The organism is Streptomyces sp. SL06, assembly GCF_058244745.1.
In genome coordinates, this window is record NZ_JBSYOT010000002.1 from 471,031 (window position 1) to 483,607 (window position 12,577).

10 protein-coding genes are annotated in these 12,577 nt (G+C 71.8%); 1 reads left to right on the plus strand and 9 read right to left on the minus strand.

Going from position 1 to position 12,577, the window contains the following annotated elements; genetic code table 11:
• Positions 1-10: 10 nt before the first annotated feature.
• The 9 genes from AC4IHM_RS02580 to AC4IHM_RS02620 form a co-directional block, all read right to left on the minus strand.
• On the minus strand, positions 11-355 hold the full coding sequence (locus AC4IHM_RS02580) for a GNAT family N-acetyltransferase (protein ID WP_490865450.1): 345 nt from the start codon (positions 353-355) through the stop codon (positions 11-13).
• A gap of 32 nt (positions 356-387) precedes the next feature.
• Positions 388-807, minus strand: a complete 420-nt coding sequence (panD, locus tag AC4IHM_RS02585) for an aspartate 1-decarboxylase (protein ID WP_490865451.1) — start codon at positions 805-807, stop codon at positions 388-390.
• 262 nt (positions 808-1,069) lie between these two features.
• Positions 1,070-1,855: a thioesterase II family protein gene (locus tag AC4IHM_RS02590; protein ID WP_490865452.1), complete on the minus strand. Its 786-nt coding sequence runs from the start codon at positions 1,853-1,855 to the stop codon at positions 1,070-1,072.
• The gene (locus AC4IHM_RS02595; protein ID WP_490865453.1) at positions 1,852-2,727 is read right to left on the minus strand and encodes a 3-hydroxybutyryl-CoA dehydrogenase; all 876 of its coding nucleotides are present in this window, start codon (positions 2,725-2,727) and stop codon (positions 1,852-1,854) included. Before AC4IHM_RS02595 ends, AC4IHM_RS02590 begins: the two co-directional genes overlap by 4 nt.
• Positions 2,724-3,752: a 3-oxoacyl-ACP synthase III family protein gene (locus AC4IHM_RS02600; protein WP_490865454.1), complete on the minus strand. Its 1,029-nt coding sequence runs from the start codon at positions 3,750-3,752 to the stop codon at positions 2,724-2,726. The genes AC4IHM_RS02595 and AC4IHM_RS02600 overlap by 4 nt, the downstream gene beginning before the upstream one ends.
• A 9-nt stretch (positions 3,753-3,761) precedes the next feature.
• Positions 3,762-5,135, minus strand: a complete 1,374-nt coding sequence (gene ccrA, locus AC4IHM_RS02605; RefSeq protein ID WP_490865455.1) for a crotonyl-CoA carboxylase/reductase — start codon at positions 5,133-5,135, stop codon at positions 3,762-3,764.
• A 7-nt stretch (positions 5,136-5,142) separates the two neighbouring features.
• Positions 5,143-6,720: an FAD-binding oxidoreductase gene (locus AC4IHM_RS02610; RefSeq protein WP_490870741.1), complete on the minus strand. Its 1,578-nt coding sequence runs from the start codon at positions 6,718-6,720 to the stop codon at positions 5,143-5,145.
• Positions 6,721-6,784: 64 nt separating this feature from the next.
• On the minus strand, positions 6,785-8,038 hold the full coding sequence (locus AC4IHM_RS02615; RefSeq protein WP_490865456.1) for a cytochrome P450: 1,254 nt from the start codon (positions 8,036-8,038) through the stop codon (positions 6,785-6,787).
• A 266-nt stretch (positions 8,039-8,304) separates the two neighbouring features.
• Complete coding sequence (locus tag AC4IHM_RS02620) at positions 8,305-10,788, minus strand: ATP-binding protein (RefSeq protein ID WP_490865457.1); 2,484 nt, start codon at positions 10,786-10,788, stop codon at positions 8,305-8,307.
• 545 nt (positions 10,789-11,333) lie between these two features.
• Here AC4IHM_RS02620 and AC4IHM_RS02625 point away from each other — a divergent pair.
• A complete protein-coding gene (locus AC4IHM_RS02625) occupies positions 11,334-12,548 on the plus strand; it encodes a cytochrome P450 family protein (protein WP_490870742.1) in 1,215 nt (404 codons plus the stop codon).
• Positions 12,549-12,577 lie beyond the last annotated feature (29 nt).

The window sequence follows — 12,577 nt, forward strand, 5'->3', positions numbered from 1 at the left end:
CCTCCCGGGCTCAGAATCGCCCGGGGTGCGCCACGAGCCACTCCCGAGCCGCGCGCAGCAGCTCCGGGTCGGCGGCGGGAGCCTCGTCCGGGTGGCGCTCGGCCCACTTCACGACGTAGGGGCACAACGGGGCGACGACGACGCCCTCGCGCCGCGCGAGGGCGTACAGCTCGCGCGTCAGCGAGCCGGCGACGCCCTGGCCCTCGTGGGCCGGTTCGACGATCGTGTGGACGGGGACGAGGGCCCGCTCGGGGGCGTCCAGGACGAAGTACTCGATGCGGCCGACGGCCTCGCCGGCCCCGAGCGCCTCCAGGCGGTCCGCGGCCCGGTCGTCGCGGATCTCGATGTCGCTCACGGCCACGCTCCTCGTCCCGCGGGATCAGTACGTCAGGCCGACGCGGCCTGCGGGCTGCGCTCCTGGTCCGACCCGGGCACCGGCTCGGACGCGTCGGCGCCCAGGGCGACGATACGGTTGCCGCCGTCCACGTGCACGACCCGCGGCCGCAGCGAGCGTGCCTCGGCGTCGGTGACCTGGGCATAGCTGATGAGGATCACCAGGTCGCCGGGGTGGACGAGATGAGCCGCGGCCCCGTTGATCCCGACCACGCCGGAGCCCCGCTCGCCCTCGATGACGTAGGTCTCCAGCCGGGCCCCGTTGGTGATGTCCACGATGTGCACCAGCTCACCGGGCAGCAGATCGGCGGCGTCCAGCAGATCGGCGTCGACGGTCACCGAGCCGACGTAGTGCAGGTCGGCCTGGGTGACGGTGGCACGGTGGATCTTGGACTTGAACATGGTACGCATCATCGGGGTACTCCCACAGTAGGCTCCCTGCCTGCGTTTTTGCAGGTCAAGGGCTTTCTCCACACTCTACAACGGGTCGCACGTCCGGGCGGATTCCCCAGGTCTTTCAGAACTCGTGCTGATCACTTGCCGGCCTCCCCGCCGCCCCGTCAGACGGTCGCAGGAAGGCTTCGCCCACTCTGGCGGACCCCACCATGGCGGGCGGCGGACGGGCAGGCGCGGGCCTACGGCATCGCCCCCCTCATGACGCTGCCGGGACCGGTCGTCACGGACCCGGACGGCCGGCCGGCAGGGTGGACAGTGTCGTGGTGATTCGTCGGGCGACCCCCGACGAGTGCGCCGTGAGGTAGAAGTGGCCGCCCGGGAAGGTGACCAGGTCGAAGGCTGACGTGGTGTGTTCCTGCCAGGCGGCGGCCTCCTCGGCGGTCACCTTCGGGTCTTCGGAGCCGGTCAGCACGGTGATCGGGCAGTCGAGGGGCGGGCCGGGGGCGGGGCGGTGGCTCTCGACGATGCGGTAGTCGGCGCGGATGGCCGGCAGCACCATCCTGACCAGTTCCTCGTCGGCGAAGACGCGGGAGTCCGTGCCGCTGAGCGCGCGGATCTCGCGGAGCAGGCCGTCGTCGTCGAGCAGGTGGGCGTGCTCGGTGCGCTGCCGCGAGGGGGCGCGGCGGCCGGAGGCGAACAGGGCGGCCGGTGTCCGTCCGGCGCTCCGCAGTCCGCGGGCCACCTCGAAGCCGAGGACCGCGCCGAGGCTGTGCCCGAAGACGGCGAGCGGCCGGTCCGTCCACGGCAGCAGCTCGGCCACCACGTCGCGGGCCAGCGCGTCCATGCTCGGCGCGAACGGCTCGCCGCGGCGGTCCTGGCGGCCGGGGTACTGGATCGCCAGCACCTCCACGCCGTCGCCGAGCAGCGCGGGCAGCCCGGCGAAGAAGCTGGCCGAACCGCCGGCGTGCGGCAGGCAGACGAGGCGTACCGGGGCGTCGGGCAGGGGCCGGAAGCGGCGGATCCACAGGCTGTCGCGCGGGGCGCCGTCGCCGGCACCACCGCTCATGAGGCGGCCCGCGCGGTGTCGTAGCGGTGGAAGCCGTGGCCCGTCTTGCGGCCGAGGCGGCCCTCCTCGATCAGCCGGTCGAGGAGCGGCGGTACGGCGTGCCGGGCGTCGCCGGTGCCGTGCTCCATGCTGCGGGCCACGGCGGCGATGACGTCGAGGCCGATCAGGTCGAGGACGGCGAGCGGGCCCATGGGGTGCCCGCAGCCGAGGGTCATGCCGCGGTCGATGTCCTCGGCCGTGGCGATCCCGGACTCGTACATGCGCACCGCGGCCATGAGGTAGGGGATCAGCAGCGCGTTGACGACGAAGCCGCTGCGGTCCTCGGCGCGCACGATCTGTTTGCCGAGTGTCTCGGTGATGAGTGCCTCGGCGCGCCGGGCGGTGCGGTCGGTGGTGTGCGTGGAGCGGATCACCTCCACCAGCGGCATGGTCGGCACCGGGTTGAAGAAGTGCAGGCCGATCACGTCGCCGGGACGGTCGGTGGCGTTGCCCAGGTCGGTGATGGAGAGGGAAGAGGTGGTGGAGGCGAGGACGACGGCGGGGTCCTGGACGGTCTTGGCGAGCGCGGTGAACAGCCGGAGTTTGGTGTCCCGTTCCTCCGGCACCGCCTCGATGACGAAGTCGCGGTCGGCGAGCGCGTCGGGGTCGGCGCCGAACACCGCGCGCCGCTCGGCGTCCGCGCGTTCCGCGTCGCCGATGCGGCCCTTGGCGTGGGCCCGGTCGAGGAGGGCGAGGACGCGCTCGCGGGCGCGGTCGGCGGAGGCCGGCCGGGAACTCAGGACGTGTACGTCGAGACCGGCGCGCAGGCATTCGGCGGCGATCCCGGCGCCCATGGTGCCGCCGCCCGCGACGCCGACGAGGCGGGCGCTCACGCCGCGCTCCGCACGGCCGGCGCCGACCAGCGCAGCAGGCCCGCGGCGACCGCCATGCCGGCGCCGAACCCGGCGAGCAGCACCAGGTCGCCGGGGCGCAGCGCGCCGGAGCGGTTGGCCTCGTCGAGGGCGATGGCGACGGACGCGCTGCCGGTGTTGCCGCAGTGGTCGAGCGGCAGGTGGGTGGTGGCGTCGGCCAGCCCGCAGGCGTCGACGAGTTCGGCGACCATCATGCCGTTGGCCTGGTGGGGCACGAAGTGGTCGATGTCGGCCGCCTTGTGGTCGCAGCGTTCCAGCAGGGCGTCGATGACGGCGGGCACATTGTCCATGACGTAGTCGCGGACCTGACGTCCCTTCATGTGCAGGACGTGGCCGCGCTCGGCGAGCGTTTCGGGCGAGGTGGGGCGGCGGCTGCCGCCGCCGGGTATCTCGATGAGGTCGTGGGCGTCGCCGCCGCCGACCATGTCGAGGTCGAGGAAGCCGGGGCCGTCGTCGACGGCGGCGACCACGGCGGCTCCGGCGCCGTCGCCGAACAGCACGCTGGTGGCCCGGTCGTCGAAGTCGACGAACCGGGAGTAGACGTCGGTGCCGATGACGAGGGCCTTGGCGGCGGGCCGCAGGGTGATCAGGGCGCGGGCGAGGGCGAGCGAGGTGACGAAGCCGGAGCAGGCGATGTTGACGTCGAAGCAGCCCGCGCGGTGGGCGCCGAGCGCGTGCTGTACGAGGGTGGCGGTGGCCGGGATGGGGGCGTCGCCGGTGGTGGTGGAGACGATGAGGTAGTCGATGTCGCCCGTGTCGAGACCGGCGGCGTCGAGTGCGAGGCGGGCGGCGTGCACGGCGAGGTCGGAGGCGGCCTCGTCGGGGGCGGCGAAGCGGCGCTCGACGATCTGCGTCCTGCGCTCGATCCACTCCTCGCTGGTGCGGGGCACGAGACGGGCGACCTCGGCGTTGGTGACCACCCGTTCGGGCAGGTAGGAGCCGGTCGCGAGGATGCCGATGCCGGCGGTCGGCGGGTCCGTGGTCATGTTCGTGTCCTACCTTTCGAGCGTGGGTCCGAACGGTCGGCCCGCCGCGTTCGCGGTGAACGGCCGCAGCGGGGTGAGGGTGTCCTCGCCGATGCGGGCGCGCTGTTCGGGCGCGGTGACGCCGAGGCCGGGGGCGGGGGCGAGGCAGAGCACGCCGACCTTGCCGATGTGCTGGTTGAGCTGCACGAGCCGGGTCGCCTCCGCGACCTGGGCCAGCGGGTAGGTCTCGGAGATCACCGGGGCGATGCTGCCCTGCTCGAAGAGGCGGGCGCAGTCGGTCATCTCCTGGAGGTTGGCGATGTGGCTGCCGATGATCCGCTTCAGCTTCATCCACAGGTAGCGGTTGTCGAAGGTGTGGTGGTAGCCGGTGCTGGAGCCGCAGGTGACGACCGCGCCGCCGCGCCGGACGACGAACACGGAGATGCCGAAGGTGGCCCGTCCGACGTGTTCGAAGGCGATGTGCGGGTCCTCCCCCACCTCGCGCCGGATGACCGCGCCGAGTCGTTTGCCCGCCTTGACGGCCTGTTCGGGGTCGTCGCCGGTGTCGTCGCCGATGCCGATCTCCTCGCGGTTGATCACCACGTGGCAGCCCAGTTTGCGGGCGATGGCCTCCTTCCGTTCGGAGCCGACCACGCCGACGGCGATTCCGCCGCCGTTGCGAACCAGTTGGGCGGCGTAGGCGCCGAGGCCGCCCGAGGCGCCCCAGATCAGCACGATGTCGCCCTGCTTCATACGGGCGCCCCGGTCGCTGACGAGCATCCGGTAGGCGGTGCCGCCGCACACGGGGATGCTCGCGGCCTCCTCCCAGCTCAAGTGCGCTGGCTTGGGCACGAGTTGGCTGGCGCGGGCGACCGCGTAGTGGGCGAGTCCGCCGTAGTTGGTCTCGAAGCCCCACGCGAGCTGGGCCTCGCTGAGCATGCCGTCGGTCTGGGTGGCCGGCTCCTGGTCGTCGACGTGGGCGGGGCTGACGATGACGTGGTCGCCGATCCGCCAGCGCCGCACCCCGGAACCGACCCGCACGACGACACCGCAGCCGTCGGAGCCCAGGACGTGGAAGGGCTGGTCGTGCCGGGCCGCCCAGCCGCCCTGCCTGGCATAGGAGCGCAGGAAGCGGAAGGTGGACAGCGGTTCGAACTTCGCCGACCAGACGGTGTTGTAGTTGACGGAGCTGGCCATGACGGCGATCAGCACCTCGTCCGGGGCGAGTTCGGGCATCGGGACCTCGCCGACGTGCAGGCTGCGGCGTACGTCCTTGTCGGTGGTGTCGGCGAAGATGCCCTCGTCCTCGATCCGCAGGTGCGCGGCGGTGAAGGTGTCGGGCAGTGCGGCGGCGGCGAGTTCGTCCGGGGAGGCACCGGACAGTACGGCGTCGGTCAGGGACATGGATACCTCACTCGCCGGTGGGGAGTTCGACGGACAGCGCGTGGTGGAAGATGTCGCGGGGGTCCCATTGCGCCTTGACCCGCTGGAGTCTCGGGTAGTTGTCCTTGTAGTAGAAGGCCGGCCAGGGCACGCCGGAGTCGTTGTGTGCGGGGTCGGCGAGGTCGGCGTCGGCGTAGTTGATGTAGCAGCCGTCCCAGGTGCCGTCGGGCACGGGCACTCCGCCGGTGTCGGCGTAGACGTCCTTGTACATGCCGCGCACCCAGGCCAGGTGGGTTTCGTCCTGGGCCGGGTCGGTCCACCACGCCTGGTACTGCATCTTGACGACCGAGTCGCGCTGCGGGATGGCGGTGGCGTCCGGGGCGACGGTGGCGATCTGCCCGCCGTACGGGAAGATGATCAGGGAGGCACCGGGGTTGCTGTAGTCCGTCGTGGTCAGGCAGCGGTGGATGACCGCGGCCTGCTCCGGGGTGAAGTTGCCTTTCAGGTACGCCGACTTGGCTTTGACTCGGACGGCGGGGGCCGCGTAGTTCGAGGTGGAGATGTACCGGGTGACCTGTCCCCAGGTCGCCTTGGTCGGCGCGGCGGTCAGGGCCTGGCGGATGCCGTCGGCGGTGCCCTCGCCGATCGCGGCGAGGTGGTCGGCGAGGATGTCCTCGGCGCCGTCCACACTCGCGTCGACCTGGGTGATGAGGGTGAGGACGCCGGTGGCGACGTGGTTGAGGCCGAAAAGACTGGACAGCGCGGTCTCCGGGGTGCCGGGGGCGCTGTGCTCGTTCAGCCAGCCGATGTAGTTGCGCAGCAGCCGGGCGAAGTCGGCCTCGTCCACGGCGGTCCAGGGGATGGCCGTGACGTTGAGCAGGACGTGCGAGGGCGGCTGGGGCAGCAGGGTGCTCGGGTCGTCGCCGGTGGCGCCGGGGGTGCGGAACCAGTACCGGGTGACGACGCCGAAGTTGCCGCCGCCCCCGCCGGTGTGCGCCCACCACAGGTCGTGGTGCGGGTCGTCGGGTTCGGCGGTGGCGACGACGGCGCGGGCCCGGCCGTCGGCGTCCACGACGACGACCTCCACGGCGTACAGATGGTCCACCACCAGGCCGAACTGACGGGACATCAGGCCGTATCCGCCGCCCACGGCGTGCCCGCCCATGCCGACCGAGTAGCAGAGGCCGGCGGGCAGGGTGACGCCCCAGCGGTGCAGCAGGGTGTCGTACACGTTGAGGAGGATCGCGCCGGGCTCGATGGCGAAGGCGCGGCGCTCCGCGTCGTAGGTCACCTCGTCCAGGGTGGAGAGGTCGAGTACGGCCTCGATCTCCGGGTTGTAGACGAAGTTCTCGAAGCAGCCGCCGCCGCTGCGCACCGAGAAGCGCTTGCCTGCGTCCACCAACTCCTGGACGGCGGCGACCGCCTCGGCGGTGGAGCGGATGACCCGGATCTGGTCCGGGCTGCCGGTCCAGCGTTTGTTGTAGCCGCTGGTCATGTCGGCGTAGCGGGCCTGGCCGGGGGTGACGACGATCGGTGCTGGAGCCGTGCCGCCCGTCCCGCCTCCTGGCCTTGCTGGTTCGGCGGCCTGTGCCGTGCCGGATGCCATTGCTGCCACGCCTGCTCCCGCCGCTCCCGCCATCGCGTATCCAAGTAGCTGCCTGCGGCCTGGTTCAGGCACGGGCCACCGCCGGCATCCGGGTGACGGCGCTGACGAAATTGCTGGTGACCCGGACCGGTTCGCCGATGTGGAAGTTTGGGGTGACGCGCAGCAGTTCCTTCAGCAGGACGCGCAGCTCCATGCGGGCCAGGACGTTGCCGAGGCAGTGGTGAGGGCCGCCGCCGCCGAAGCTGATGTGCCGGTTGGGGGTGCGGGCGAGGTCGAGGACGTGCGGGTCCGTGAAGACGCGCTCGTCGCGGTTGCCCGAGGGGTAGAAGAGGGCCACCTTGTCGCCCTCGCTGATGTGCAGCCCGTGCAGCTCGGTGTCGCGGGCCGCGGTGCGGCGCAGCGTGAGCACCGGGGTGGACCAGCGCAGCAGTTCCTCGATGGCCTTGCCCGCGCGGATGTCGAAGTCGGCCGCGAGCAGGGCGCGTTGTTCGGGGAAGTCGGACAGGGCCTTGCCGGCGTGGCTGATGGTCTGGCGCGGGGTGTCGAAGCCGGCGCCGATCAGCAGCAGGAAGAAGGCGCTGATCTCGGCGTCGGTCAGGCCCTCGCCGTCGACCCGGGCCTGCACCAGGTCGGTCATGACGTCGTCCTGCGGATCGGCGCGGCGGGCCTGCGCGATCTCGACGGCCTTGCCGGAGACGAGCCCGACGACCTCGTTGACGATGTCGGCGCGCGACCGGCCGGACTTCTCCGCCTCGTCGCGGCTCGACAGCATGACGGTGATGGCCTCGGTGAAGCGGTCCAGTTCGTCCGCCTCCAGGCCCAGCATGTACGTCATCGTCCAACGGGCCATCGGCATCGAGACCTTGGCGACGAAGTCGCACTCTCCCGCGGTCGCGAAGTCCTCGACGATCCGCCGGACCTCGGCCTCCATCGAGCCGCGCATCTGCTCCATGCGGGAGGGGCTGAAGGCGGCCGTGACCAGGCCGCGCACCTTCAGGTGGCGGGGCGCGTCCATGGCGACGATGGACTGCGTGGCCTGGAGGATGTCGTCGGGCAGCTCCTCGAACTGGACGCCCTTGCTGGAGACGAACAGGTCGGGCCTGCTGCTCACGGCCACGATGTCGGCGTGCCGGACGACCGCCCAGAATCCGTCGTCCGGGGGTGTCGGCAGGAGGCTGCCCTCCGGCGCCTTGTGCCAGGAGACCGGGCGTTCGTCGCGCAGGACGCGGAAGGTGTCGTCCCACGCCGCCGGGGGCTGCGACCAGAAGTCGATGGACGAGATGTCGGCGATGTCGAACTGCCGGGCCGCGGTGGTCACCAGGGTCTCCTCCTCGGGGAAGCGGCACGCGGGGGGCCGTGGGAATCGGCACGGCCTGGTGTGCCGACGCACCGCCGAGCATGCGGCCGTCCCCTTGCCGGGTCCTTGTGGGACCGCTTGCGGCTCGCTTGCCGGGACGGCTTCGCTGGGTGGGGGGACGGCCGTCCGGGCACGTCGAAGGGGGATCGTCGCGGGGTGGTGGGGAGCGGAACGGCCGTGCGGGGCGCGTCGCGAGGAGGGGTGGGAGAGGCGGACCCGGGGTGGTTTCAGGCGGTGCGCGGTGGTGAATCGACGAGGCCGGACCAGTCGTCGGCGCGAGGGGGGCGGGCGGCACCGGCCGTGTCCGGGGGGTCCATGCACCCCGGCGAGGTGCGGCGGGGCGGGCGGCGGTACTGGTCGCGGTCGGTGCCGACCGGACCCGGTTTGTGCAGGACGGCCCGCAGCGCGCTCGCGCGCAGCCGTGTCCGCTCCGTGCCGCTCAGTTCGGCGAGCAGCACCTCCTGGACCAGCGTCTCGCGGAACGCGAGCCGGAACGGCGGCCGTGGCTCCTTGCGCAGCAGCCCGCACCGCGCCGCCGCCTCCACAACCGGCTCCGGGTCCGTGTCCTGCGCCACGACGTCCCTGACCAGCCCCAGGTCGAAGTGGGTGCCGAGCGCCGCGCAGCAGCGCAGTACCTCCACCATCTGTCCGGGCAGCGCGCCGATCCGCCGGCCCAGCGCCTGCCGCACCCCGAGCGGCACGTCCACCAGCGCGGACTCCGCCGTCGTACGGTCGCGCAGCGACTGCGGGTCGCCGACGCCCGCGAGGAACTCGTGCAGGAAGTACGGGTTGCCGCGGCTGCGCTCGTGCAGGACGCGCAGCACGTCGTCCGGCACCCTGGCGCCCGTCCTGACTCCGACGAGGTCGGCGCTCTCGCCGGGCGAAAGGCCGGTCAGCCGGAGACTGCGGGTGCGTGGGTCGCTGAGGATGTCGGTGACCGCCCCGCCCTTCATGAAGTCCGCGGCGACTCCGGTGTCCTCCGCGGTGACGACGACGCCGAGCGGTTCGCCGTGCAGGCGCGTGCGCAGCAGGCCCAGCAGTTCGAGCGAGCGCTCGTCGGCCTGGTCGAGGTCCTCCAACACGACGACCAGCGGTTCCTCGGCGGCCAGCGCGAGGAGCGTCTCGCACATCGCGTCCTGGATGAGGAAGCGTGCCAGGGTCGGCGGGTCCTCCGCGGTCAGGCACCGCCGGCCCGCCTCCGGGTCGAGCATCAGCGGGGCGAGCAGGCTCCCGAAGCGGGCCTCCGCCCGGCGGAACGCCTCGGGGCGGGAGACCGCGAGCTGGCGGAAGACCTGCGACCACACCCAGTACGCCGGTACGCCCTCGCCCGAGGTGCAGCAGCCCCACACCACCTCCAGGAGCAGGTCGTTGAGGTCCGCGGCGACCTCCTCGACCAGTTCGGTCTTGCCGACGCCCATCTCCCCCAGCACGGCGGTGAGATGACTGCCGCCGTTCAGCGCGTCCAGGACGTGCGAGCCGAGCAGGGAGCTTTCGCGTCCGCGTCCCACGAACAGGCCCCTGGCACGACGGGCACTTGGGGTGGGCGAGCCTGCGGCGGCCGGGAGATCGTGGGGCGCTGCGCGGAGGGCGGTTCCGCCCGGGGCGGGCGCGATCGCGGGAGCGGCTGGATCGACAGGAGCGGCGGGGTCGGTGCCGTCCGTGACATCCGAGGGGTCCGCGTCCAAGGGGCCGGTCTCGACCGCGCCCAGCCGTACGGATCCCGGGGCCGCGGGTCCCGAGGAGGCGGCGGGTTCCGGGGCGTCCGTCGCCGTCGGGGGCTGTCCGCTGTCCGTCCCGTCCTCGCCGGCTCCCCCGCTGACCAGCCGTACCGGTGACCGCAGCAGGTCGAGGCGCTGGCGGAGGATGTCCGCGTGGACGCGCTGGAGTTCGCCGCCCGGGTCCACGCCCAGTTCTTCGGCCAGGTGGAGGCGGGTCTGCTCGTACAGCCGCAGCGCCTCCGCCTGGCGGCCCAGGTGGTAGAGGCCGGTCATCAGATGGCCCACCAGCCGTTCGCGGGTGGGGTTGTGCTGGACCTCCGGGTACAGCGCCCGTACCACCCAGTCCGCGTCGCCGAGCGCCAGACAGGCATCGGCCTGGGCTTCCAGGGCCGTCAGCCGCAGTTGTCCGAGGCGTTCGCTCTCGTGCGCGATGGGTGCGTAGGAGACGAGTTCGAGGTAGGGCTGGGCGTCCCAGAGGGTGAGCGCCCGGGTCAGGTCGTCGCGGGCGCGCTCGAAGCGGCGGTCGGCGATGTGCCGCCGGCCGCGCTCCAGGAGCCGCTCGAAGCGGTAGGCGTCGACGAGTTCGGGGTCCAGCTCGAAGACGTAGCCGGGGGCGCGATAGCGGAGCCGGGCGTGGCCGCCGCCCCGTTCCTCGGCCCCGGCGAGGGCGCGGCGCAGATGGGAGACGTAGGTCTGCAGGGTGGCGACGGGCTGGCGGGGCGGGCGGGCGCCCCAGAGTTCGTCGACGAGTTGTCCGGCCGTGACAACGTTTCCTAATCGCACCAGCAACAGCCCGAGCAGTGCGCGGTGGCGCAAGGGTCCGAGCGGCAGCGGGGTCCCCTCGTGCACCAGAGTGAGCGAGCCGAAGACACGCAGCTCCCAGGCGGGGTGGTTGGTTTCATCTCTTCGGCCCGGGGCCCGGACGGCCCCTTTCGGTGCGAGCGGCGTCACGCTCGCCTTTTCCACGGTCACGCGCTCGGAGGGTTCAGCCATGCCCTTCCTTCGTTCACGGGGGCGGAGGGTGGGCCACTCGCACGCCGACCGGTCGAACACGGCGTCAACTGCGGAAAGACCTGCCTGCGTTCAACTCCTCGGCCGCAGTCGTCCGTACACGGATCAGCGTCAGTACTGGCCCCGAACACCGGAATTCTGCGTTCAGTGGTACTGGCGCGATCGTAGAACACTTGTCGCCCCATGAGTACGGCGTCGGCCCTTCAGGCGTTTCGCCCACCTGGCCTACTGGCGGGCGGAAGGCACCGGCGACTTGCGGAAATGCGAATTCCTGGTTCATATCCGGTGGATAAATCGGGACAGGCTTTCCGGCGGGCGGCCCGCCAGGCCTTATTGTCATGCCCACGGCGTTTCAACATAACTCCTCGCCCCGCCCCGCAAGGACTCCGCAAGGCATCCGGTCAGCGTTCCGCAAGGTGTTCCGCCAGCGCCCGGCAAGGGGGGCGGGACATGCTCCCCGCAGCAACCCCGCAGGACCCGGAGCAGGGAAGCGATCCCGTGGCCAGGAGGGCGCAGTCGTGCAGGAGATGCAGCAGGTGACCGAGGAACTGGATGTCAGCTTCGTGCAGACTCCCCACGAGGTGCTGAAGCGGCTCCGCGAGGCCGGACCCGCAGTGAAGGTGATGCTGCCGAACGGTTCGCTGGTGTGGATCGTGACCCGCTACGACGAGGTGCGCCAGGCCCTCGGCGAGAACGGCCTGAGCAAGAACTTCAAGGGCCTCAACGAACTGATGACCAAGCAGACCAAGGAGGGCCACGCCCCGAAGCAGTACGACGAGGCGCTCGTCGGCCACATGCTGGCCAGCGACCCGCCGGACCACACCCGGATGCGCCGGCTGGTCAACAAGGCCTTCACGCCCCGCCGGGTCGAGGCCATGCGGCCCATGCTCGAAGAGCTGACCACCAAGCTGCTCGACGAGATGGACCGGCACGAGGAGATCGACCTGCTGGAGGCGCTCGCCTACCCGGTGCCGATGGAACTGCTCTGCACGCTCCTCGGCGTGCCGGAGGCCGAGCGGCTCGCCTTCGGCCGGTACGCGGCCACCGTGCTGTCGGACCTCGCCCCGGAAGGCTACGAGGAGGCCACCCGGGCGATGCGCGAGTACCTGGTGAAGCTGATCCGGGTCAAGCGCGAGAACCCCGGCGAGGACCTGCTGAGCGCGCTGATCGCGGCCCGCGACGAGGACGACAAGCTCACCGAGGGCGAACTGCTCGCCACCATCTACCTGATGTTCTCGGCCGGCACGGAGACGGCGGTCAACCTCATCGGCAACGGTGTGCTGGCCCTGCTCACCCACCCCGGGGAACTGGCCAGGCTGCGCGCCGACCGTTCCTTGCTGCCGCAGGCCGTGGAGGAGTTCCTGCGCTTCGACGGCCCGGTGAACCTCGCCACGTTCCGTTACACGGTCGAGCCGGTGGTACTCGGGGACGTCACGATCCCGGTCGGCGAGGTGGTCATGGTGTCGCTGATGGCCGCCAACCGCGACCCCGACCGCTTCGACCAGCCCGAACTCTTCGACATCACCCGCCCGATCGGCGGCCAGATGACCTTCGGGCACGGCATCCACTACTGCATGGGCGCCCCGCTGGCCCGCCTGGAGGCCGAGATCGCCATCGGCATGCTCCTCGACCGCTTTCCCGGCCTCGCCCTGGCCTGTGACCCGAACGAGCTGCGGTGGCGGCTCAGCACGGTCACCCACGGCCTGGAGAAGCTGCCGGTCCGGCCGCACGGCGACGTTTGAGGCCCCGTCACTCCCAGCACTGCGTTTCC